General features: G+C 64.0%; 25 protein-coding genes. 14 read left to right on the top strand and 11 right to left on the bottom strand.

Annotated elements, in window-relative coordinates:
- Positions 1-83: 83 nt before the first annotated feature.
- Positions 84-479: an RcnB family protein gene (locus tag LB547_RS08775; protein ID WP_140495913.1), complete on the bottom strand. Its 396-nt coding sequence runs from the start codon at positions 477-479 to the stop codon at positions 84-86.
- A gap of 247 nt (positions 480-726) precedes the next feature.
- Here LB547_RS08775 and LB547_RS08770 point away from each other — a divergent pair, with 247 nt between their 5' ends.
- From LB547_RS08770 to LB547_RS08755, 4 genes are all read left to right on the top strand, one after another.
- Positions 727-873 carry a hypothetical protein gene (locus LB547_RS08770; protein WP_224656282.1) on the top strand — a complete coding sequence of 49 codons (147 nt, stop codon included), beginning with the start codon at positions 727-729 and terminating at the stop codon, positions 871-873.
- The gene (locus LB547_RS08765) at positions 870-2531 is read left to right on the top strand and encodes a Na/Pi cotransporter family protein (protein WP_140524841.1); all 1662 of its coding nucleotides are present in this window, start codon (positions 870-872) and stop codon (positions 2529-2531) included. Before LB547_RS08770 ends, LB547_RS08765 begins: the two co-directional genes overlap by 4 nt.
- A gap of 219 nt (positions 2532-2750) precedes the next feature.
- Complete coding sequence (locus LB547_RS08760) at positions 2751-2960, top strand: DUF2061 domain-containing protein (protein WP_140495915.1); 210 nt, start codon at positions 2751-2753, stop codon at positions 2958-2960.
- 122 nt (positions 2961-3082) lie between these two features.
- Positions 3083-4267 (top strand): MFS transporter, encoded by a 1185-nt coding sequence (locus tag LB547_RS08755; RefSeq protein WP_140666143.1) that lies wholly within the window; start codon positions 3083-3085, stop codon positions 4265-4267.
- A gap of 114 nt (positions 4268-4381) precedes the next feature.
- On the opposite strand, the gene LB547_RS08750 is transcribed toward LB547_RS08755, so the two are convergent.
- Together LB547_RS08750 and LB547_RS08745 are read right to left on the bottom strand one after the other, a co-directional pair.
- Positions 4382-4939, bottom strand: coding sequence for a GNAT family N-acetyltransferase (locus LB547_RS08750; protein ID WP_140582017.1), 558 nt, complete (start codon positions 4937-4939; stop codon positions 4382-4384).
- 52 nt (positions 4940-4991) lie between these two features.
- Positions 4992-5696 (bottom strand): DNA helicase, encoded by a 705-nt coding sequence (locus tag LB547_RS08745; RefSeq protein WP_140760511.1) that lies wholly within the window; start codon positions 5694-5696, stop codon positions 4992-4994.
- A 291-nt stretch (positions 5697-5987) separates the two neighbouring features.
- On the opposite strand from LB547_RS08745, the gene LB547_RS08740 reads away from it, so the two are divergent.
- The gene (locus LB547_RS08740) at positions 5988-6977 is read left to right on the top strand and encodes a hypothetical protein (protein WP_140760508.1); all 990 of its coding nucleotides are present in this window, start codon (positions 5988-5990) and stop codon (positions 6975-6977) included.
- Between the two features lie 46 nt (positions 6978-7023).
- Here the strand turns inward: LB547_RS08740 and LB547_RS08735 are convergent, their stop codons facing one another.
- Positions 7024-7815, bottom strand: coding sequence for an alpha/beta fold hydrolase (locus LB547_RS08735; RefSeq protein WP_140760505.1), 792 nt, complete (start codon positions 7813-7815; stop codon positions 7024-7026).
- 102 nt (positions 7816-7917) lie between these two features.
- Between LB547_RS08735 and LB547_RS08730 the strand changes: the two genes are divergently transcribed.
- A complete protein-coding gene (locus tag LB547_RS08730; protein WP_140524846.1) occupies positions 7918-8844 on the top strand; it encodes a LysR family transcriptional regulator in 927 nt (308 codons plus the stop codon).
- A gap of 36 nt (positions 8845-8880) precedes the next feature.
- Here the strand turns inward: LB547_RS08730 and LB547_RS08725 are convergent, their stop codons facing one another.
- The gene (locus tag LB547_RS08725; protein ID WP_140524847.1) at positions 8881-9330 is read right to left on the bottom strand and encodes a GatB/YqeY domain-containing protein; all 450 of its coding nucleotides are present in this window, start codon (positions 9328-9330) and stop codon (positions 8881-8883) included.
- 278 nt (positions 9331-9608) lie between these two features.
- Here LB547_RS08725 and carA point away from each other — a divergent pair, with 278 nt between their 5' ends.
- Positions 9609-10820: a glutamine-hydrolyzing carbamoyl-phosphate synthase small subunit gene (carA, locus tag LB547_RS08720; RefSeq protein ID WP_140555988.1), complete on the top strand. Its 1212-nt coding sequence runs from the start codon at positions 9609-9611 to the stop codon at positions 10818-10820.
- A gap of 13 nt (positions 10821-10833) precedes the next feature.
- On the opposite strand, the gene LB547_RS08715 is transcribed toward carA, so the two are convergent.
- The 3 genes from LB547_RS08715 to mntR form a co-directional block, all read right to left on the bottom strand.
- Positions 10834-12099, bottom strand: coding sequence for a TCR/Tet family MFS transporter (locus LB547_RS08715; protein ID WP_140524849.1), 1266 nt, complete (start codon positions 12097-12099; stop codon positions 10834-10836).
- A gap of 157 nt (positions 12100-12256) precedes the next feature.
- Positions 12257-13189 carry a neutral zinc metallopeptidase gene (locus tag LB547_RS08710; RefSeq protein ID WP_140524850.1) on the bottom strand — a complete coding sequence of 311 codons (933 nt, stop codon included), beginning with the start codon at positions 13187-13189 and terminating at the stop codon, positions 12257-12259.
- A 204-nt stretch (positions 13190-13393) separates the two neighbouring features.
- Positions 13394-13843 carry a manganese-binding transcriptional regulator MntR gene (mntR, locus tag LB547_RS08705; RefSeq protein WP_181165236.1) on the bottom strand — a complete coding sequence of 150 codons (450 nt, stop codon included), beginning with the start codon at positions 13841-13843 and terminating at the stop codon, positions 13394-13396.
- Positions 13844-14075: 232 nt separating this feature from the next.
- On the opposite strand from mntR, the gene LB547_RS08700 reads away from it, so the two are divergent.
- The 3 genes from LB547_RS08700 to LB547_RS08690 all read left to right on the top strand — a co-directional run bounded on the left by LB547_RS08700 (position 14076) and on the right by LB547_RS08690 (position 17082).
- Complete coding sequence (locus LB547_RS08700) at positions 14076-15440, top strand: Nramp family divalent metal transporter (protein ID WP_140524851.1); 1365 nt, start codon at positions 14076-14078, stop codon at positions 15438-15440.
- A 46-nt stretch (positions 15441-15486) separates the two neighbouring features.
- Positions 15487-16329 (top strand): protein-L-isoaspartate O-methyltransferase family protein, encoded by an 843-nt coding sequence (locus LB547_RS08695; protein WP_181167698.1) that lies wholly within the window; start codon positions 15487-15489, stop codon positions 16327-16329.
- A 102-nt stretch (positions 16330-16431) separates the two neighbouring features.
- On the top strand, positions 16432-17082 hold the full coding sequence (locus LB547_RS08690) for a dihydrofolate reductase family protein (RefSeq protein WP_140760502.1): 651 nt from the start codon (positions 16432-16434) through the stop codon (positions 17080-17082).
- 61 nt (positions 17083-17143) lie between these two features.
- Here the strand turns inward: LB547_RS08690 and LB547_RS08685 are convergent, their stop codons facing one another.
- Complete coding sequence (locus LB547_RS08685) at positions 17144-18013, bottom strand: LysR substrate-binding domain-containing protein (protein WP_140524953.1); 870 nt, start codon at positions 18011-18013, stop codon at positions 17144-17146.
- 95 nt (positions 18014-18108) lie between these two features.
- Between LB547_RS08685 and LB547_RS08680 the strand changes: the two genes are divergently transcribed.
- On the top strand, positions 18109-18708 hold the full coding sequence (locus LB547_RS08680) for a LysE family translocator (RefSeq protein ID WP_140495928.1): 600 nt from the start codon (positions 18109-18111) through the stop codon (positions 18706-18708).
- A 62-nt stretch (positions 18709-18770) separates the two neighbouring features.
- Here LB547_RS08680 and LB547_RS08675 read toward each other — a convergent pair whose 3' ends face one another.
- On the bottom strand, positions 18771-19565 hold the full coding sequence (locus LB547_RS08675) for an SDR family NAD(P)-dependent oxidoreductase (RefSeq protein WP_140760499.1): 795 nt from the start codon (positions 19563-19565) through the stop codon (positions 18771-18773).
- Positions 19566-19757: 192 nt separating this feature from the next.
- Here LB547_RS08675 and LB547_RS08670 point away from each other — a divergent pair, with 192 nt between their 5' ends.
- The gene (locus LB547_RS08670; protein ID WP_140495930.1) at positions 19758-20222 is read left to right on the top strand and encodes a MarR family winged helix-turn-helix transcriptional regulator; all 465 of its coding nucleotides are present in this window, start codon (positions 19758-19760) and stop codon (positions 20220-20222) included.
- A 41-nt stretch (positions 20223-20263) separates the two neighbouring features.
- On the opposite strand, the gene LB547_RS08665 is transcribed toward LB547_RS08670, so the two are convergent.
- Entirely contained in the window at positions 20264-21442 is a 1179-nt protein-coding gene (locus LB547_RS08665; RefSeq protein ID WP_140516769.1) for an MFS transporter, read from the bottom strand.
- A 194-nt stretch (positions 21443-21636) separates the two neighbouring features.
- Here LB547_RS08665 and LB547_RS08660 point away from each other — a divergent pair, with 194 nt between their 5' ends.
- Positions 21637-21993, top strand: a complete 357-nt coding sequence (locus LB547_RS08660; protein WP_140495932.1) for an ArsR/SmtB family transcription factor — start codon at positions 21637-21639, stop codon at positions 21991-21993.
- 70 nt (positions 21994-22063) lie between these two features.
- Positions 22064-22822 carry a metallophosphoesterase family protein gene (locus LB547_RS08655; protein ID WP_140524856.1) on the top strand — a complete coding sequence of 253 codons (759 nt, stop codon included), beginning with the start codon at positions 22064-22066 and terminating at the stop codon, positions 22820-22822.
- Positions 22823-22955 lie beyond the last annotated feature (133 nt).

Genomic DNA, 22955 nt, shown 5'->3' with positions numbered 1-22955 from the left:
CTGACGATGCCCGGTTTCCACAGGGCAAAAGGAAAGGCGGCCGTTGCGGGCCGCCCTTCCTCCAGTCTGGCACTATCGGGACTTTACTGCGCGGCGATGGCGCCAAAGATGATGCCGGAGAGGGCGCCGACCAGCACATAGTCGTTGCCGACGCGGATCCATTCCTGGCCACGGCCAGGACGATGCAGGCCGTAGCGACCATAATCGCGGACCGGCTGATGCTGCCGCCAGCCGGAATATTTCTGGCCATTGCGCCAGTTGTTCCGCTTCACGACGACCTTCTTTTGAATGATACGCTTCTGGATAACGCGCTTCTGGATGACGCGCTTCCTGACATCCCGGTTGGTGGGCTTCTGCCAATCGACATTGGTATAGTTCGACTGCGGCGCGACCGGCGCATTGAGCGGTGCGGCCTGGCCCGTCAGGGACGTGGCGGCCAGCATCGAGAAAGCAAGACCGGAAAGAACAATGCGCTTCATGAAGGAATCTCCTTGGTTGTCAATGCCGCAGAAATAGCCGTCGAAGAATGAACCGAAACTGAACATGAGCATTACAATTCCGTAATGAATCCGAAGCTTTAGACCGGTTGGTTGAACATCCTCGCAAATTCCGGGCGAAGGGCGGGCGGCAACACCGGCCGATCCGCTGCGTCAGGGCGGCGAGGCTCATGCAACCATTTCGGCATCCGTCCATTCTCCGACACGGCCCGTCGCGCGCGGAGAGCCCTTGAAATCGACAAATTTTTATTATCCGGCTAAAATATTCGAGCTATTATCGGCCAACGTCATGATCATGATTCGCACCCCTCCTCCTTCCCCCGGCCGCCGCGCTGCCCGTGTCGCCGGCCTTGTCCGTATCGGTGCGCCGCAATGAGCGGCTCCGTGGTTCTCCTGCATCTGGCCGGCGCCGTGGCGCTGATGCTGTTTGCCACGCGCATGGTGAAGACCGGCGTCGAGCGCGCCTATGGCGACGTGCTGCGCCACAAGCTGCGCGCCACCATGCGCAATCCTGTCATGGCGGTGCTGGCCGGCACCGGCCTCGCTATAGCGCTGCAGAGCTCCACCGCCGTCACGCTGCTGGTCGGCTCCTTCGCGGGCTCCGGCATCGTCTCGGGCGCGGCCGGGCAACTGGCCGTGCGCGGCGCCGAGATCGGTTCGGCTCTGGTGGTCAAGCTGCTCACCTTCGATCTCACGCTGCTGGTGCCGCTTTGCCTGATCACCGGCACGGTCATGTTCATGGCCACCGAGCGGCGCGACTGGCGCCAGACCGGTCGCATCCTGGTCGGCATCGGCCTTTTGATCCTGTCGCTGGAAATGATCGGTCAGGCATCCGAGCCGCTGCGCAACAGCCAGTTGATGCCGGTCATCATCAATTACTTCTCCGGCGATTCCATCACCGCCTATCTGCTGGCGGCGCTGATCACCTGGCTGTTCCAATCGAGCATCGCCGCGGTCCTGTTGATGGCGACGCTGGCGGGCCGCGGCCTGATCACGCCCGAACTCGGCGTCGTCCTCATCCTGGGCGTCAATCTCGGTTCGTCGATCATCGCGCCCATGCTGACCCGCTCCTCCGGCCCCGAAGTGCGCGTCGTGCCGATCGGCAACCTCTTGATGCGCGGGCTTGGCTCGCTGGTCATGCTGATCCTGGTCATGATCTTCAGGCCGCATTTCGCGTTCCTTGGCGCGACGGCAGCGGACCAGATCGTCAATGCCCACATCCTGTTCAATGTGCTGATCCTGCTCGCCGGCCTGCCGCTGGCGGGTCTCGTCTACCGCGCCTCGGAGAAGATCGTGGCGCTCGGCACCAAGGCGCCAGCCGCCACGCTCGACGTCGTCGAACTCTCGGCGCTCAACGAAAGCGCGCTCGACGTGCCGAGCCAGGCGCTGGCCAATGCCACCCGCGAGGTGGTGCGGGTCTGCGAGACGGTCGAGATCATGCTCAAGCGCATCATCGAGCTCTACGAGAGCGCCGATGCTGACAAGATCAAGGCGCTGGCCGCCCTTGACGACCGCGTCGACCGCAAGCACGCGGCGATCAAGCTCTACCTCGCCAAGGTCACCAAGAACCCGCTGACCGAGGACGAGGCGTTGCGCTGCCAGGAACTGATCGGCGCCTGCGTCAAGCTGGAGCAGGTCGGCGACATCATCGTGCGCAACATGCTGGTACATGTGAAGAAGAAGTTCGACCGTGGACTGGAATTCACCGACGAGGGTTGGAGCGAGCTGTGCGCCTTCCACGCTTCGGTGCTCGCCAATGCGCGGCTTGCCTTCAACGTGCTGGTGTCGCGCGATGCCGAGACGGCTCGCCAATTGGTGCTGGAGAAGGAACGGCTGCGCGACGCCGAAAAAGAGACCAGCGCCAGCCATTTCCTGCGGCTGCGCGAAGGCACTGCCAAAAGCGTCGAGACCAGTTCGATCCACCTCGACACCATCCGCGATCTCAAACAGATCAACTCGCTGCTGGCATCGATGGCCTATCCCGTGCTGGAAGAACGCGGCCTCCTCGGCGGATCCAGGTTGAAGGCGAGCTGATCAACGACATCTCTCCCTTCTTTGAGACACCTCATCCCCACCTCGCTTTGCGACGCCACCTCCCAACAAACAAGGGCAGAAGGAAGAGCGCCGCACTCTGCCGAAAAAATTGTATTGCGGCAGAATTGCATGGCGTCGGTCCTTCGGCGGCAAAATTGCCATTGCCGCGTTTCCATCGCTCGGGCTAGGCATATCAGCCAAAGCTTTCGGAGGAGATCGATGGACACCCATTCGCGCAGTTTCGCCAAGGCGCTTTCGTGGCGCGTGACCGGCACCATCGATACGATGATCATCTCGCTGGTGGTGACCGGAAGCGTCAAGCTGGCGGCCGCCATCGGCGTGACAGAAGTCTTCACCAAGTCGCTGCTCTATTATTTTCATGAGCGGGCATGGCTGAAGGTTCCTTATGGACGCAAGACCCCGTTCTGAACCCGGGGTCAAGATTTTGAACCCGGAGATCAAGAAAAGCTAAAGCGGCGACAAAAATTTCTGGATTGCCGGCAGCGCGCATCCGTGGTTTGAGGCCTGCATTCGAGGATTTAATTCCCGCCATGTCGCTTCCGCTCATCGCCCTGTTCATCGCTGCCTTCGCTTTCGGCACCACCGAATTCGTCATCGCCGGCGTGCTGCCGCAGGTGGCGCAAGGGCTTGGCGTTTCGGTTCCGACATCGGGCTACCTCGTCTCCGGCTATGCCTGCGGCATTGCCATCGGCGGTCCGCTTCTGGCACTTGCCACCAAGTCCTTGCCGCGCAAAACCTTGCTGCTCGGCCTCGCGGTCGCCTTCACCATCGGTCAGGCGGCCTGCGCGCTGGCGCCCGACTTCACCTCGATGCTGCTTCTGCGCATTGCCGTCGCAGTCGCGCATGGCGCTTATTTCGGCGTCGCCATGGTGGTGGCGGTCGGGCTGGTGCGCGAGGACCAGCGCGGCATGGCGGTGGCCGTCATCCTGTCGGGCCTCACCGTCTCCAACGTGATCGGCGTGCCGGCGGGCACTGCCATCGGCAACATCTGGGGCTGGCGCGCGACCTTCTGGGTTATGTGCGCATTGGGCGTGGCGGCCACGCTTGCCATGGCAGCCCTTTTGCCGCGCACCACAGGTTATCAGGCCAAACCCGCCGGCCTCGCCCGCGAGGTCCGCGTGCTTGCCCGCCAGCAGGTCTGGACCTCGCTGATCCTAATGCTGATGCTGATGATCGGCCAGTTCGGCCTGTTCACCTACATCACCCCGACATTGATCGAGATCACCGGCCTCGACGAGAACCTGGTGCCCTGGGTGCTCTTGCTCAACGGCGTCGGCGCCACGCTTGGCGTCTTCCTCGGCGGCAGGCTAGCCGACTGGAAGCTGATGCCCTCGCTGATCACCATGCTGGCCCTGCAGGCGGTGACGCTTGCGGTGATCTATGCCGTCAGCCCCTATCCCGTGCCGATGATCGTGGCGATCGTCATCTGGGGCGGCCTCAACTTCGCCATCGGTACGCCGATTCAGACCCGCATCCTGTCCTGGACTGCGGATGCCTCGAACCTGGCCTCCTCGCTGATCCCATCCGGCTTCAATGTCGGTATAGCGCTCGCGGCATCGCTCGGTGCTGCCATGCTCAATGGCGGTTACGGTTATCGCAGCCTGCCGCTGCTTGGCGCTGTGGCGATGCTCGTCGCAGTCGCGGTGGCGCTCGCCTCGCACATCTGGGAGTGGCGCAGCAACGCCACGCCACCGCTGACGGCAGCGGCTGAGTAGATTATCCGCGTCAGGACATCCACCACCGATCATGCCTGATCCGGGCGTCCACCGGCGCAAGCACGACGCGATGAACAGTCATGTCTCGCCCGGCGGCTGCGCAGCTCCAACGCATTACAGATCGATGCGGAACCGCAGGCTCTCCGCTCCGCCATAGGCGGCATCTTCGAGGAAACGTTCGACCAGTCTGCCGCCGTTGGCCAGGATCACTTTGTGCGAGGCCGGATTGCCAGGTTTTGCGGTGATGTCGACATGAGCCAGGCCGACCGCCCTCGCCTCATCCAGCATAAGCCGCAGCGCTTCCGTCGCGTAGCCGCGTCGCTGTTTCCACGGCACCACGGCGTAGCCGATATGGCCAAGCACGTGCGGCGGCAGCGCCGACGTGCCCTTCTGCCAGCGCAGGCCGATCGAGCCTGACGTCTCGCCGTCCCACATCCAGCGCCTGAAGCCCGGCAGGCGCGGGACCTGTCTGCCGTCAGGCAAGGTGATCGGCGGCCCCTTGGCCTCGGGATCATCGAGGCTGGCCAGGAACGCCGCCGGATCCTCCTCGATTGCGGCAAGCTGCTCGCGAGCTGCCTCCATGAGCCGTACATTGTCGGGCGACCAGCCGCGCTCGAGCGCAGCCTTGTAGGACGCCAGATGCTTGAGCCCGGGCTTGACAATTTCGATCATGATCCATGCTCCTTCGCAGGCCAAGCAGGCATAGCGATAGCCACTGGAACGCTCAAGCGGGCTGGAAGCGGATCGCGCCCTTGTTGAGGAAACACGCTTTGCTGAACAGCGACAGATCCAGCGGGTTCGGTAGCCGAACGTCGCTGATATCGGGAAACGGCTTCGTCGACGGATCGTAGGAGCGGTCGATCTGCGAGATGAAGACCAGGATCACGCCCGTGTCACGCGCAAAAGCCTTCAGCGTGCGCACCTGATCCATCAGCTCCGGATTGTCCCGTTTCTGGTCGAGCAGTTGCAGATAGTCGATGATAGCGAGCGTCCCGCGCACCGCCGATCCCAACACCTCGACGATGTAGTCGGCGCTGATGCCATCGGAAGTGTCGAACGCGAACAATCGGTCGAACTGGGCGGGGTCCGCCCCGATGGCGCGAAACCGGTCCAGCACATCGCGATGCGTGTATTCCAACGAGAAGAACACGCTGCGATGGCCACGCTTCATGGCTTCGACCGCGAGTTCGAGGCTCATCAGCGTCTTACCGTGGCCTGGTCGCGCACCGACCAGAACCAGGTCGCCAGGCTCCAGCCGCGAGAACAGCCTGCCGGGGGATTGGTTCTCGACCGCCTTCGCCGCAAGCAGACTCCAACTCGCAAAACCTTCGCGTGCTGCAATACGGTCGAGCGCCTGATGGAGCGGAATCTTTTCCTCGCGCGACAACAGCCTGGCTTGACGCTTCAGATGGTAAATGGGCGCAATCATCGCAAACCTCCTGGTGCGAGCAGTCTTCGCAACCCCTCCTTATGCCTGGTGCTCGAACAGTCGGTTCGATGATCGGATTGCCCCGCATGAATGATGCTTTCCCGACGGAGGGAGGAGGCGTGGGCGCGCCGGAATCAGACAATACCCCAATGCTGACGGGTCGAAAACGCGCATACGTGCCGGGAATGCTGAACAAGATGTGTTTCGCCGGCCGGCATAAGCCGATTTATGATCGTGCCGGGGGTGATTCACCGCCAAAAACACAAACGCTTCGACAGGAGAACGGGTCTGGTGCGGTTGATATCTATCCCGCTGGGTGTCGTCGCCAGCCTCTTCCTCGTTGTCGTCGCTTTGACGGCACGGTCCTTTGCCGCGCCCTCGGCCATTCCGGCCTGGCTGCAGGCCCATGTCGGCGAAGGTGATGGCCAGATCTCAGCTGTGGTCCTGGAGCGGGCCCGAGCGCTTTACCTGAAGAAAGTCGGCGCAGGAGCCGTTAACAATCCCTGCTACTTCGCCATGGATGCAACGCGCCCTAGCGATCTGGGCAACAACAAACTGGGTCACCGTTATTACATCATCTGCGAGGCCAGCCAGGCGTTTCGCGCCGTTTCGGCGGGCCACGGCAGCGGCCGGAATCTGAAGGGCGTCGCCGATTTCGCCAATGGCAAGCGCTGCGCGAAGAACTTCGGCAATGCGCTGGATTCGTCACTGACCGCCGGCGGCGCCTATATGACCGGCGAGGCGAAAACCTCGTTCAAAGGCTATTATCGCACTGCGGCGAAGCAGGACGTGGCTTTCATGCGTACCTTCGTGCAGTTCGATGGCGAGGGCGAGGCCGCGAACGCCAGGCAGCGCGTGATCGGCGGGCATCCGGCGGAAGTGTTGAAGGGAATGTGTCTTCGCAAAGATCCGGCCAGCTCGCATGCCGACCATGACGGCTACGTGCCGTTCGGCAAACTGGTGGATTATGCCGGCGGCCGCAGCAATGGCTGCACCAGTTGGTCGGCGGCGGATGCGCGGCAGATCATCCCGATGGTGAAGGACAATCCGACTACGCTCTACATCTACCCTGAATCGCGCGACATCGCCGCCGTTGCGCAAATCGTGGCGGCGGGCCGTTCGCTGTCGGACGCTGGCCCCTATTGGAACGCATCCTGCCTGAAGGAAATCGGCACGCCGAAATTCTGGCCGCGAAAGACGCTCGAGCCGATCATTGCCCAATACAGGAAGGACCACCCGGCACCGCCGCCGCAGCCGGTGCCGATCTGCAAGGAGCCGTGAGGTCCGTCCCGGCTCCGGGGATGCGGGGTCTACGGGATCGCATCCCTCAGCGCAGAAAATCGAACACCGCCTGCATGAAACCGGATGGATATTCGACATTCGACAGGTGAACCGCCGGCAGGACGACCAGCTTCGCGCCGGGCACCGCCGCGGCGATCAGTTCGCTGTGGCTGGCCGCCGTCACCGTGTCGTGCTCGCCGGCGATCACCAGCGTCGGCCGCGAGATCAGCGCCACGGTGCGGCGAAGGTCGGCGTCGCGCACCGCCGCAAAGAGGCCCGCCAGGCCTTGTCGGTCGATGGTGAGCAGCATGGCGCGAAATTCCTCGATGAAGGGCTCGTTGGCCGCCACCATTTTTGCCGGGAACCAGTTGTTGAGGAACGTTTCGGCGGTATCCGCCATATCGGACGCCTGCCGGACGGCGGCAATGCGCTCGTCGAAATAGCTTGCCGGTCCGAGATGCGACGAGGTGTTGCTCAGGATCAGCCGGTCGATCCGCTCCGGCGCGTGGATGCCGAGCCATTGCCCGACGAAGCCGCCCAGCGACAGGCCGAGGAAATGCACGCGGCCAAGGCCGAGCGCGTCGAGCAGCTCGATCACGTCGCCGCCGAGCCGATCGAGCGAATAGGCGCCGGCCGGCACGCTCGATCCGCCATGGCCGCGAAAATCATAGCGCAGAAGATGGAAATGCCTGGACAGCTCGCCGACCTGTCCATCCCACATATGCAGTGTGGTGCCGATGGAGTTCGACAGCATCAGCACCGGGTTTGCCGCATCGCCGTCGAAGCGGTAGGCGATGCGCGTGCCATCGCCAACAGTTACGAAATTCAGCTCATTCATGATGAAAGATCCTTCTGGAAGGGTTGAATGAGACAGAGCGTAGCCATGTCGTTGTTTTGTTGATATTACAAAGTGAGGACAATCTCTGTAATCAAAGCTGACATGGCTGACTTCACCTTGCACGACCTGCAGTGCTTCGACGCCGTGATCCGCACCGGCGGCTTTCAGCCGGCGGCGGCCCTGTTGCATCGTTCACACCCGGCTGTATTCGCCGCTGTCGCCAAGCTGGAACGGCAGCTCGACCTCGTTCTCCTGGACCGCAGCGGCTATCGCGTGCGCCCGACCGAGGCCGGGCTGTCGTTCCACCGCCGGGCGCAATCGCTGCTGCGCGAAGTGGAAGGCCTGCGCGTGCATGCCGCCCAGCTCTCGATGGGCGAAGAAAGCGAAATTCATGTGGTGATCGGCGACCTATGCCCACGACCGCAGGTGCTGGGCCTGCTCGGGCGGTTCTTCGCGCAATGTCCCGGCACGCGTCTGCACCTGCACTTCGAGGCCGTCGGCGGCCCTTGGGAACGCCTTTTCGACGACGAGGCCGATCTGGTCCTGCACTGGATCGACAAGGGCGATGCGCGGGTGGAATGGATCGATTTGTGCAAGGTGCCGTTCATTCCCGTGGTGGCACCGGGCTTTCTGCCGGAGCGCATCGAGCCGCCGATCACACCCGACCAGATGCAGGCGCTCACCCAATGCGTGATGCGCGACACTGCCCGCCATTCACCGCAACAAGACTACTTCATGGTCGAAGGCGCGCCGCAATGCCTGGTCGCCGACCAGGGCATGAAGAAGGAGATCATCCTGCAGGGCCTCGGCTGGGGCCACCTGCCACGCTTCCTGATCGAGGAGGAGCTGCGTGATGGACGCCTGCGGTCCATCGCCGGCCCTCATATGCCGGGCCGCACCGACGAACTGGTGGTTGCGCGTCGCCGCGACCGTCCCCACGGGCCGGTCGCCAACCGTTTGTGGGATCATATCCAGCAGGAGGCGCCGGCATTGCGCCACGCGTTGGAGCCCCAGAAGGTTGTTTTATAGGCAGGCGAGCGCTGGCGCTCGCGCTCGACGCGCCGACTATTGCAAAAGCCCCTTGATGATGCCGCTTGCCTTGCCGAAATCCATCTGGCCGGCATATTTCTGCTTCAGTGCCGCGATCACCTTGCCCATGTCCTTCTGGCTGGCGGCACCGGTCGCCGCGATCGCCTCGCGCGCCGCGGCGGTGATGGCGGCATCGTCGAGCTGCGTCGGCAGGAAATCGCGGATGATCTCCATCTCGCTGCGCTCCTGCGCGGCCAGTTCCGGACGCTTGCCGTCTTCGAAGGCCTTGGCCGATTCTTCGCGCTGCTTCACCATCTTGGCCAGGATCTGCAGGATCGCCTCGTCGCTGGCCGGTTCCTTGCCGGCACCGCGATTGGCGATATCGCGATCGTGGATGGCGGCTTGGATCAGCCGCAATGTCGGCAGCCGGTGCTTGTCCTGCGCCTTCATCGCGCTCTTCAGGGATTCGGCGATTTTTGCGCGCATCGTGCTCTCTCCTTCGGTCGGCGCGGACAATAGCGCCCGGTGCGGACCAACGCAAACCCTGATATGTCGAGGCAAGCCTATGATATTGCTCAATGAAATAAATCGTAGCGGCATTTCCCATCATCATTGACCGACCTGCCCCCTTCCCCTATGTACTGGGCCTTGCATGAACTGAAGCTTGAGTGCGTGGAGGCAGCGAATTCGCCGCTCCGCGCCGTTTGCCGCGCAAATAGCCCGCCGGGCCTGTTTGAAGCGCGCGGCCTGATAGGAGTGCCGCCATGGCCGACACCGCGTCCACCCCCGCTTGGGCCACCGAGAAACCGACGGCATTGCTGGTGCTGGCCGACGGCACCGTCATTGAGGGTCGCGGTCTCGGCGCAACGGGTTCGGCGGTCGCCGAGGTCTGCTTCAACACCGCGCTTACCGGCTATCAGGAGATCCTGACCGATCCGTCCTATGCCGGCCAGATCGTCACCTTCACCTTCCCGCATGTCGGTAATATCGGCACCAACGGCGAAGACATCGAGGACCTCAATCCGGCTGCTCGCGCCGGTGCCGTCGGCGCCGTGTTCAAGGCCGATGTCACCAATCCCTCCAACTACCGCGCTGCCGGCCATCTCGATCAATGGCTGAAGAAGCGCGGCATCGTCGCCCTCTCGGGCATCGACACCCGCGCGTTGACCGCGTTGATCCGCGAAAAGGGCATGCCCAACGCCGTTATCGCGCATGCGCCCGACGGCGTCTTCGATCTTGACGACCTGAAACGCCGCGCCGCCGCGTGGTCCGGCCTGATCGGCCTCGACCTCGCCAAGGAGGTCACGTCAGGCCAGTCCTCGGTGTGGCGCGAGACGCCTTGGGTGTGGGACGAGGGCTTTGGCGAACAGGACGAGCCCTCCATGCATGTCGTCGCCATCGACTATGGCGTCAAGCGCAACATCCTGCGCCTGCTTGCGGGGCTTGGTGCCAAGGTGACCGTGGTTCCGGCCAAGACCGGCGCCGAGGAAATCCTCGCCATGCAGCCGGACGGCATCTTCCTGTCCAACGGCCCCGGCGACCCTGAAGCCACCGGCGCCTACGCCGTGCCGGTCATCCAGGACCTGCTCAGGACCGAGATTCCGGTGTTCGGTATCTGCCTCGGCCACCAGATGCTGGCGCTGGCGCTGGGCGGCAAGACCGCCAAGATGCATCAGGGCCATCACGGCGCCAACCATCCGGTCAAGGACCACACTACAGGCAAGGTCGAGATCGTCTCGATGAACCACGGCTTTGCCGTCGACGCCGACTCGCTGCCGTCAGGCGTCGAGGAAACCCATGTCTCGCTGTTCGACGGCTCGAATTGCGGCATCGCGCTGACAGGCCGGCCGGTATTCTCGGTCCAGCACCACCCCGAGGCCTCGCCCGGCCCGCAGGATTCGCATTATCTGTTCCGCCGCTTCGTCAACCTGATCCGCGAAAAGCGCGGCGAGGAACTGCTGGCCGAACGGGCTTAGTTCCGACAGATCCTCATATTCGTGCCCCATCTTCCGCGACGCCTTTGGTGACGGTTCCGAGTGCCGCAGGCCTCGCCACTTTCGTAACGAAGACAACGAGCGCCAGCACTAGGAAAACCGCGCCAACCAGGTAAGGCGCACCGCCGAAGGTCACTGGCGCGCTTGGCCCGGTGAACCAGGAAAAGATCGCGGTATAGAGCAGCGGCGTGACGATCGATGTGATCGAGAAGATCGACGTCATCGCGCCTTGTAATTCACCCTGCGCCGAAGGCGGCACCTTGGCGGCGGCGAGGCTCCTGAGCGGCGGGTCGGCCAGCGCTTCCAGGCAGCCGACGACGATCACCGCATAAATCATCCAACCCTGCGTCGCGAAGGCGTAGCCGAAAGCACTGAGCGCCGTGAACGCCAGACCGATCACCGCCGTCCTCCACTCGCCAAGCCTGGGAATGATGCGTGGCAGCACCGTTGCCATGACGATGGCTCCGCACAGGCCGAAAGCGCCGAGCGAAAAACCGATCTGCTGCTCGTTCCAGCCATAGCGATAGTTGGAGACGAACGACCAGACCGCCGGATACATCATGTGGCCGAGCGTCATCAGGAAGAAGACGAGCCCGATCCAGCCAATGCCTTGATATTGGCGCATCTGCAGAAGCGTGCCGACTGGGTTGGCGCGCTTCCACTCGAAGCGCCGGCGGTGCTTTTCATCGAGCGTTTCGGGCAGCAGGAACAGCGCGATCAGGAAGTTCACAAAGGCAAGTCCGGCGGCGAAATAAAACGGCACGCGCGGCCCGAAGGTGCCGAGCAGCCCGCCAAGGACCGGCCCGATGACGAAGCCGACGCCGAAGGCGATGCCGAGCAGGCCGAAATTCTTGGCCCGGTTCTCATCGTTCGAGATGTCGGCGATGAAGGCTGATGTGGTCGAATAGCTGGCGCCTGAAATGCCGGCCAGCACGCGCCCGATGAACAGCATCGGGTAGGACCAGGCTATGGCGCAGATCAGATTGTCGATGGAAAACGTCAGCACGGAGGCGAGAAGGATCGGCCGCCGGCCGAACCGGTCGCTCAACCCGCCCATGATGGGCGCGAAGAAGAACTGCATGGCCGCATAGACGAAGAACAGCCATCCGCCCTCGATCGCCGCCTCCGAGACGCCGACGCCGGTCAATTCTTGCAGATAGGCCGGCAGCACCGGCATGATGATGCCGAATCCGATGATGTCGAGGAGCAGCGTCGTGAAGACGAGCGCAAGCCCCCGCTTGGCGGTTTTGGGATCGATCATGGTTTCGTCTGCTCCTTCCCGGCGCCTGGCGCGCAGGCGGAGGCACTTATAGGCGAGCCCGCCATCAGGAACAATGAGGGAACAAGCAGGACGTTCGCATCCTGACACCCCCTGACGACATCCTTGCCGTCAGGTCACCCGTGAAAGAACCGGATGCTCAGATCGGGTTGTTGAACGTATCGCAGTCGGAAAGCTTGCCGCTCTTGTAGCCGCGCGCCAGCCAGGTCTGCCGCTGCGCCGACGTGCCGTGGTTGAAGCTTTCCGGCACTACATAGCCCTGCATTTTCTTCTGCAGCGTATCGTCGCCGATCTGCCTGGCGGCATTGAGCGCGCTTTCCATATCGCCTTGCTCCAATATGCCCTTCTGCGCCGTATAATGCGCCCAGACGCCGGCGAAGCAGTCGGCCTGAAGCTCGACGCGCACCGACATCTGGTTGGCTTCGGCCTCGCCCATGCTTTGCCGCATCTGGTTGAATTTGGACATGATGCCGGTCAGATTCTGCACGTGATGGCCGACCTCATGCGCGATCACATAGGCCCGCGCGAACTCGCCCGAGGCGCCGAACTGCTGGTCCAGCTGCTGGAAGAATGTCATGTCGAGATAGACCTTGTGGTCGCCGGGGCAATAGAACGGTCCGGCCGCCGACGAGGCGAAGCCGCAGGCCGAGCGGATCTGCCCGCTGAACAGCACCAGCTTAGGGTCCTCATAGGTCAGTCCGTTGGCCTTGAAAATGCCGGTCCATGTGTCCTCGGTCTCGGCCAGCACGGTTGCCACGAACTGCTTCATCTCGTCGGAAGCCGGCGCACCGGTGCCGCCGTCCTGGCTGCCGCTGTTGTCCGTTATCTCGCCGCCGCCAGGCAGCAGGCCTCCACCGCCGCCGCTCAGCACCTGGATCGGATCGATGCCGAAGGCTTTCAGGCCGAAATAGAGCACGACGAGGATGATGATGGTCGAGATCGACATGCCGCCGCCGCTTCTGCCGCCGATCGGAATGCGGAACTGGCCGGGTCCGCCACCACCAAATCCGCCGCCGCCGCTGCTGCGCTGGTCCTCGACATTGTCACTCTGACGACGGCCTCTCCAGAGCATGGCAACTCCCCGCGCTGCGAATTTACTGGTCGATCCGGCGCGAGGCCGGCTCCACCTCATGAACAATTATCTCAATGGTTGCGCCAAGTCACAGCATTTTTCGCGGCCGTGGCCGTGCTGGCATGTTGGCTCCGCTGCTCTGGCCGCGACTGTGGAATGTCTATGGCATCGCCGGCGAAACGAGCCAACGGCTTGGCAAAGTCCCTAGCCCGCCGTCATCGCCTTGCGGAACGCTTCCAGTGTCTCGGCACTGACATGGTGCTCTATGCCCTCGGCATCGATGCGCGCCGTCTCGGCGCTGACGCCGAGCGAACGCAAAAAAGCCTCCACCGTCTGGTGGCGAATGCGGCTCTCTTCCGCGACCTTGCGACCTGCTTCGGTCAAGAACACGCCGCGATAAGGCTTTCTGGAGACCAGCCCGTCGGCACACAGCCTGGTCAGCATCTTGGCCACTGTCGGTTGGGCGACCCCCAGCCTGGCCGCGATGTCGACCTGGCGAGCCTCGTTGCCGTCCTCGATCAGGTCGGCGATCAACTCGACATAGTCCTCGACCAGCGCGCTGCGGCGCGCTTCGCGCGTCTGCCGGAACCCTTCCGAATGGACATCGGCATCGGGCAGCGGCTCACGCGGGACCGGTCTGTTCTTCAGCGCCAATATGCGCTCCTCCTTGGCTGCCCGAAGATTGAATCGGCCCGCATTCATAGCACGGGCCCCCACAATCCTGGCGTTTATTTGCATTCGGGCCCAGGCGCAACCGCATCGCCGCCGCGTCGGAGCACGATCGATCACATCACAAAAGCATGATCAATGAAATATAGCATATTGCATAATGTTGAGCCGCGACATAGATAGGAGACATCATCCATTGCATCAAGCGGAATTCGCCATGTCCGAGACCGACGCCACCGCCATAGCCAGACCCGCGTGGCGGTTCGACAGGCCAGGCGACGAGCAGCCGAGTCTGCGCGAGGTCAATTCCTCGATCGCCGTGCCGAATTCGGGCGTCTGGTTCCGTCGCCTGTTTGCCTTCATGGGGCCGGGCTACATGGTCTCGGTCGGCTATATGGACCCGGGCAACTGGGCGACAGACCTCGCCGGCGGCGCCCAGTTCGGCTACACGCTGCTGTTCATCATCATGCTGTCCAACCTGATGGCGATCCTGCTGCAGGCGCTGGCCGCGCGTCTCGGCATCGCCACTGACCGCGACCTCGCCCAGGCCTGCCGCGCCTACTACCCGCGTCCGGTGAACTTCGTGCTGTGGATCGCCTGCGAGCTCGCCATCATCGCCTGCGACCTCGCCGAAGTGATCGGCACCGCGATCGCGCTGCAGCTCCTGTTCGGCATTCCGCTGATCGGCGGCGCCATGCTCACCGCGCTCGACGCCTTCCTGGTGCTTTTGTTGATGAACAAGGGCTTCCGCTATCTCGAAGCCTTCGTCATCGCGCTTCTGATCATCATCTTCAGCTGCTTTGCCATCCAGATCTTCGTCGCCGCGCCGCCGGCCGGCACGATCCTGCATTCGATGTTCGTGCCGTCATCCGAAATCGTCACCAATCCGGCGATGCTCTACATCGCCATCGGCATCATCGGCGCCACCGTCATGCCGCACAATCTCTATCTGCACTCCTCAATCGTGCAGACCCGCGCCTATGAACGCACCGACGAGGGCAAGCGCGACGCCATCAAATGGGCAACGACGGACTCGACCATCGCCCTGATGCTGGCCCTGTTCGTCAACGCCTCGATCCTGATCGTGTCGGCGGTCGCCTTCCACAACACCGGCCACCAGGACGTCGCCGAGATTGGCCAGGCTTTCGAACTGCTGTCGCCGCTGCTCGGCCTGAGCATCGCCTCGATCCTGTTTGCCGTGGCGCTGCTCGCCTCCGGCCTGAACTCGACGGTGACCGCCACGCTTGCCGGCCAGATCGTCATGGAAGGCTTCCTGCGCCTGCGCATTCCGCAATGGGCGCGGCGCCTGCTGACGCGCGGCCTCGCCATCATCCCCGTGGTGGTCGTCACCGCGCTCTACGGCGAAAAGGGCACCGGCCAGTTGCTGGTGTTCAGCCAGGTGATCCTGTCGATGCAACTGCCCTTCGCGGTAATCCCGCTGGTCCAGTTCGTCTCTGACAGGAAGAAGATGGGCAGCCTTGCCATCCCGCGCGGCGTTGCGGCGCTCGCCTGGGTGGTCGCCGCCATCATCCTGGTGCTCAACTTCAAGCTGCTCTACGACACGCTGTTCGGGATCGGCTGAGATCGGCCGCGACAAAGACGCGGCCCGCGCTATTTCTCGGTCGATCATGACCACGATAGCCCAATCCCGAAGCTTCTATGCCAAGCTGATGGCTGCCCAGGCGCGTTCCGCCGATCCGCGTCTTGAAGAGGTGTTCGCGGCCGTGCCGCGCGAGGCGTTTCTCGGTCCTGGCCCATGGACGATCGTCGCCGGCCAAGGCGCGGTCGAGACCCCGAGCGCCGACCCGCGCTTCATCTATCAGAACGTGCTGGTGGTGCTCGATGCCGACAAGGGCATCAACAATGGCGAGCCGTTCCTGCACGCCATGTGGATCGGGAAACTCGCGCCCAGGCCCGGCGAGGCTGTCACTCACATCGGCGCCGGCACCGGCTACTACACGGCTTTGCTGGCCAGGTTGGTTTCACCTGGCGGCACCGTTGCCGCCTTCGAACTGGACGCCGATCTTGCCTCGCGGGCAAAGGCAAACCTTGCGGGCTACGAGAACGTCACTGTCATTCCTGGCGATGCCGTCACATCGGATTTGCCGCCGTCGGACGTCATCTATGTCAATGCCGGCGTCGCGGCACCTCCACCCGGCTGGCTCAAGGCGCTGAAGCCGGACGGCCGCATGATCTTCCCGTGGCGCCCGGCCGAGCGCGTTCCCCTGGCCGTTCTGGTGACCCGCACCGAAAACGGTTTTGCCTGCGACCCTTTCATGCGCTCCTGGTTCATCCCTTGCTCCGGCGCGTCGGTTGCAAGTCTCGCGGCAAAAATCCCGACGCGCGACCAGGCCGCGCGCAGCCGCTCGATCTGGCTGACAGCGGACAAGTTGCCGGACCGCACCGCCACCGCGATCTTTGAGCATGTCTGGTTTTCGTCACGCAGCCTCGATGCGCGGCCTCGGGTCTGACGAACCGAAATTCGGCACGCCCTGTCGGACGGCCAGCCAGTCATCCGTCCTTGGGCTGAAGTCCGGCCCTGACGGCGTGGATCGAAACAGGAGGAGCATCCCATGAGAAAGATCATAGCGGCGACATTCGTCAGCCTCGACGGCGTCATGCAGGCGCCGGGCGGCCCGGAGGAGGATCCCGTCGGCGGCTTCAAGTTCGGCGGCTGGACGTTCCACTATTTTGACGAAGTGGCGGGCGCGGCAATGGATGAACTATTCTCCAAACCCTTCGCCCTGTTGCTCGGCCGCAGAACCTACGACATATTCGCCGCATACTGGCCGTATCAGAAAGATCCGATCGCGGATGCCTTCAACCCTGCGACCAAATACGTAGCGACGCATCGTCCGGATTCGCTCACCTGGCAGAACACGCAATCGCTTGGGCCTGATATCGTCCCGGCGTTGCGCCGCCTCAAACAGGAAGATGGACCTGACCTGCTCATCCAGGGATCGGCCAATCTGATCCAGATCCTGCTCGCCAATGGGCTGATCGACGAGATTCGGCTGATGATCTTCCCGCTGTTGCTGGGCAAGGGCAAGCGGCTGTTCGGCGATGACGCGATGCCGGCCGCCTTCAAGCTGACCCGCTCGCAGGCTTCCAGCACCGGCGTCATCATGGCGACCTACGAGCGCGCCGGCGAAATCAAGACCGGTTCCTTTGTCACGGGGGAGCCATCCGACGCCGAGCTCGAGCGGCGCAGGACCTGGAAGTAAACGCTTCTTTTCCTCTCCTCCACGAACGTGGAGGAGAGGAAACCAGGTTCTGAAAATTCCCTCAAGCCGCCTGCGGCCGGCGCGCCAGCCCGTCGCGTATATGCCGTGCGAACGCTTGCGCCGCCGGGCCGACGCCGTGCCTCGGCAGATGCAGGTTGATCGAGAAATTCGGCAGCGGCGGCAGGCCGGACTCGGACGGCAATATGTCGAGATCGGCCGGCACCGTGGAGGCCAGCCAGGTGGTGACGGCCAGATCGGAACGCACCGTTGCGGTCGTCGCGTCGATATTGCCGTTCTCGAACACGGTGCGCCATTCCAGCCCATGCTCGTGGAGCGCCGAAAGCACCACCGGCCGGAAGGCGCAGCTGTCGGCGACCATCGAGACCGGCAGGGGGCGCTTGGCGCGCGCGACACCGCCCTTGGCGCCGACCCACACCAGCCGATCGATGGCGAGGCACTCGCCATCCGATGCCCCCACCCGCTCCTCGATGACCGCCAGGTCGATAGTGCCGGCCGCGAGCGCCGCGGCCAATTCCGGTGAGGAGGCGCAGACCAGCGATATCTCGACCTGCGGATAGGTTTGCGCATAGGCTTTCAGCACCGGCGCCAGCGTCGTGCCGACAAGGTCGTAAGGCACGCCGAACCGTACCTGGCCGGCCACGACATTGGCAGCCATTTCGGCCCAGATCTCGTCGTTGAGGCTGAGCAGCCGCTTTGCCTTGCCGAACAGCCGCTCGCCGGAAGAGGTCAGCCGCAAGCCGCGCCGGTCGCGCTCGAACAGGCTGCGGCCGAGCGCCTCCTCCAGCCGCCGGACTTGCTGGCTGACGGCGCCTTGCGTCAGGTGCAGCGCATTGGCCGCCGCCGTCATGCTGGCCTTGTCGGCGACGGTGACGAAGGTGCGCATGAGCGTCGTATCGAGGTTGCGGATCATGCCTGCATTATAGATGCTAATGCCCGTCATCGCAAATATTGCATTTACTGATATTCGGCTGCATCTACCATGGGGGCTCCGACTGAGGACGCCGCATGCTCCAACCCGTCATCCCCCTGATCCTGTTCGCCCTGGTGGCGACCAGCACGCCCGGCATCGCCACCACCTTGTCGACGGCGTCGGGCGCGCAGTTCGGCTTTCGCCGCTCCATCCCGCTGGTGGTCGGCAGCGCGGCCGGCTTGGCCACCGTCACCGGGGCGGCGGCCGCCGGGCTGGCCGGCCTGCTTCTCGCCATGCCGTCCTTGCAGCTTGCCATGAAGATCGCCGGCTCGCTCTACCTCGTCTGGCTGGCGCTCAAGATCGGCCGTGCGGGGGCCCCCAAGCTCGATGTGACGATGATCAAACCGAACAGTTTTCTCGGCGGTGCCGGCATTCAGTGGCTGAACCCCAAGGGCTGGGCGATGGGGCTTGGAGCCGCGGCATCCTTCGCCGCACTCGCCGACGGGCCGGCGCGGCTGGCCCTGCTGCTCGGCTCCACCTTCGGCCTCACCGCCGCCTTCTCGCTGTCGCTATGGTGTGTGGCCGGCATGCTGCTCGCCCGGCTGCTGAAGACCGAGCAGCAATGGCGCGCGCTCAATATCCTGCTCGGCCTGGTGCTGGCGGCATCGATCATTCCGATGTGGCGGCAGGCGTAAAATGGGCCTGCAGAACCTGGGTTCCTCGCCCCCGCAAGGCGAGGCGAGGAACCCGAATCCTGTCAAGCCGCGTAGCGTGCGGCTGGCTTGTCGGCGTGCAGGCTGCCGTAGAAGGTCTGCCGGGCGCCAAGGAAGGCGTCCAGCTTGGCCGTATCGGCAAGCGCGGGCACGGTGACGGCTTCGCCCCTGGCCAGGCCGACAAGGGCAGCATCGACCATATCGTCGGCGGTCATGATGATTTCCTTCGGAAGCTGGTCGATATCGCTTCCCGCGACTTCCCAGAAATCGGTCCGGGTCGCCCCCGGCAGCACCACCTGCGCCTGGACATGGGTGCCGGCAACCTCGCGCTGCAGGGCTTCGGTGAAGTTGACGACATAGGCCTTGGTGCCGCTGTAGATGCCGCCGAACGAGGTGTCAAAGGCCAGCACCGAGGCGATGTTGACGATAGCGCCGCGGTTGCGCGCGAGAAATCCCGGCAGCACAGCACGCGTCAACCGCGTCAGGGCGATCACATTGACCTTGATCATGCGTTCAGCCGCATCGGCGTCCGCCGTCGCAACCACCTGCGCACCACCAAGCCCGGCATTGTTGACCAACAGCGTGACGCTGTCATCCGTCGACACCGTCCGCTCCACCCGCCGCACATCATCGTCGTCGGCCAGATCGGCACTGATCACGCTGACCTTGCGGCTGTAGGCATATCGCAGCCTTTCAGCCAATTCCTCGAGCCGGTCCGCGCGGCGCGCCACCAGCACCAGGTCATAGCCCTGCCCCGCCAGCCGGTCGGCATAGACAGCGCCGATGCCGGAGGAAGCGCCGGTGATGACGGCGGTGCCCTTGTTCTCATTCTTGCTCATTGTCCTGTTCCTTTCGCGCTCTTCGCTCTGGTTCGGCTTCGACGGATGCGCCGGCTGCCGAGCTTCTCGATCGTCAATTGGTGGCATATGCCACTTTCGGCGAAGTAGGTATATGCCACTATCTTGTCAACGGCGGCCGCGAAAACTATTTCTGCGGCAGGCTGGCACAGGCTTTGCCAGCGAGGAGTTGACATGACCGATCTTCAGCAACCGGGATTCAGCCGATGCAACAATGCCACCTTGCGGCGCACCGCGCGCAGGCTCGGCCGCTTCTACGACGACGCGCTTGCGCCTTCCGGGCTGAAAGGCACGCAATTTGGCCTGCTCTTTCAGATCAGTGCCAGCAGCGAACCGGCGATGGGGACCGTTGCCGAGGCGCTGATCATGGATCTCTCGGCGCTCGGCCATACGCTGAAGCCGCTGGTCCGCGACGGCTATGTCGAAACTTTCCCCGATAAGGACGATCGCCGCGTCAAGCGCGTCCGGCTGACGCCGCACGGCCAGGCCAAGCTCGAAGAGGCGATCAGGCTGTGGAGTGTCGCCCAGCAGCGCTTCGAGGAGATGATCGGCGCGGAGCAAGCCGCGAAGCTGCGTGCGACGCTGGATGATGTGGCCTCTCTGGACCTCGAAACGCCGGCGGCCGCTCCCTCCAGTTGAAGCGGCCGCGTAAGAACCAGTGACGAAAAGCTCGGCGCCCTCTACTCCGCCGGCATGGCGACCGGCCGCGCCAGCATCCGGCCGGCCAGCACGATGCCGAGCCCGACGACGGGGAAGACGGCCGCGATGAGGCCCAGATCGGCCGGACCGCCATAGCGCAGCACGGCGCCGCCAACCACCGCGCCGAGCGCCACGCCGAGGTAGAGCGCGGAGGCGTTGAGCGACAGCACGATCGGGGCAGCGTCCGGGGCGAGCTTGATGATGCGGCTCGCCTGCGCCGGCGGGAAGGCCCAGCCGACGATGCCCCATGGCACCATCATGCCCATCAGCGCCGGCCCGGCGAGATGATGCGGCAGAAAGGCCGGGATCAGCGAGAAGGTGACGAGCATGGCAGCGCTCAGCGCCAGCGACCAGCCGACGGTGCGCGTAGCGCCGAAGCGGTCTGCGGCCTGGCCGCCGGCGATGTTGCCGATGACGGCGCCGACGCCGAAGGCGAGCAGCATGCCGGGCAGCGCTATCGGGGAGAGCCCGCTGGCTTCGATGGCCAGCGGCGCGATGAAGCTGAACACGGTGAAGGCGCCGATGAGGGCAAGTGTGGTCGTCACCAGGATCGGCATCACGCCGGGACGCATTGCCGCCGCCAGCCGACGCTTCAGCGGCAGCTTGGTGCCGATGATGCCGCGCGGCAGCCGGTACCAGAGGATGGCACCGGCGAGCGCGCCGAGGCCTGCGATGGCATAGAACGTGCCGCGCCAGCCGGCTATCGCCGCGACCAGCGCACCGAGCGGGGCGCCCACCGCCACCGCCACCGTGGTGCCGCCGACGACGACGGCAATGGCGCGGGCCCGGTGATGATCATCGACCAGCGCCACCGCCGTGCCTTGCGCGGTCGCCGCGAACAGGCCAGACGACAGCGCCATGATGATGCGCGCGGCGAGCAGCACTTCGAAGGAGGAACTCAAGGCCGCGGCAACATTGCCGATGACGAAGAACACCAGCGTCCACAGGATGACGCGGCGCCGGTCCCATTCGCCGGTCAGCGTCGCCAGGATCGGCGTGCCGACCGCATAGGCGAGCGCGAAGGCGGTGATCAGCGTGCCGGCGAGCGGAACGGAGATGCCGGCATCCCTGGCGATGTCGGGCAGAAGGCTGGAGATGACGAAGCCTTCGGTCGAGATCGCAAACGATCCGAGCGCAAGCCAGAAAATCCGCTTGTCCATGGCGATGTGTCCTTAGTTCAAAAGTTATTGAACAATTGGACATAACCCGGCAGGATGTCAATGAAGCCAGGGAAAAATAGCACAACCATCCTGACAGCCCTGTGTCAGCACGGTCGTGAAAGGGAGAGCGGGGTGCACGGCAGACGCGGAGCGGGTGCGTTGAAATCGGCCGGAACTGTGCTTAGGTTGCAACCATGAGCCTGCCACATCCCAATACGGACCAGATCAGCCTGCCGATCGTGCTCGCCGTGCTCGGCGACCCGACGCGGCTGGCGATCGTGCGTTATCTCGCCAGCAAGGAAGGCGTGCCGCTAAACTGCAGCAAATTCCTCGATCTCGCCTCGAAGACCAATCTGAGCTACCACCTGGCAAAGCTGCGCGAGGCCGGCGTGACCCGCGCAGAAGTGGCCGGCACCAACCGCATGATTACGCTGCGCCGCGCCGATCTCGATGCCCGCTTCCCCGGCCTGCTCGACAGCATTATTGCCGCCGCAGGCGACGATCCGGCGCTGCCGGCGGTCGGCGGCCATGATATCGAAGTGACGGCCTGACTCGCGGGATCTGGGTTCTCGCCCCCACGGTAGTGGGGAGAGGAAACGCTGCCTCACAACCGGAGTTCCCATGCGCATTGCTGTCCTCGCCGATATCCACGGCAATGTGCTGGCGCTTGACGCCGTGCTCGCCGACCTCGAGCGGCGCGGCGGCGCGGACATCACGGTCAATCTCGGCGACAGCGTTTCGGGTCCGCTCTGGCCGCGCGAGACGTTCGCGCGGCTGGAAGCGCTGGACCTGCCGACCGTGCGCGGCAACCATGACCGCCGCGTCGCCGCCGATCCGGCCGATGAGACCATGTGGGCCTCCGACATCTACGCGCAGGAACGACTGACGGGGGCGCAGCGCGAGGTGCTGTTCGCCCAGCCTCTGACGCTGGAGATCGCGCCCGGCGTGATCGCTTTCCATGCCAGGCCCGATCACGACGAGAAGTACCTGCTCGATACGATCACCGAGGGCCGGCTGGTGCGCGCGCCGCTGGCGGCGATCCGGCGGCGGTTGAAGGCGCTCGATCCGGCCTGCCGCCTGGCCCTGTGCGGCCATAGCCACCGGGCCGAACTGATCCGCTTGCCCGGCGGTCCGGTGATCTTCAACCCGGGCAGCGTCGGCTGTCCCGCCTATGAAGACTCGACGCCGCCGGCGCATTTCTCCGAGCAGGGCGCGCCGCATGCGCGCTACGGCATCGTCACTTCAGACGAGCCCGGCCGACCCGACCGTTTCGAGGCCATCGCCGTCGACTACGATCACGAGGCGGCCGCCAGCCAGGCCGAACAGGCGGGACGGCCCGAATGGGCCCATGCGCTGCGAACCGGCTTCATGCCCGGCTGAATGCTTTTTGCATTCGTGCCCGGCTGAATGCTCTTCGCATTCGTGCCCGGCTGAATGCTCTTTGCATTCATGCCGCGAGCAAGCGCATGCCCGGCTGAACTCGCTCCTCGCTCCCGATGATCCCCTTCACGCA

Origin of the sequence: Mesorhizobium sp. B264B1B, assembly GCF_020165765.1 — a bacterium.
Classification (GTDB): Bacteria; Pseudomonadota; Alphaproteobacteria; order Rhizobiales; family Rhizobiaceae; genus Mesorhizobium.
This window is presented reverse-complemented; position numbering and strand designations above follow the sequence as displayed.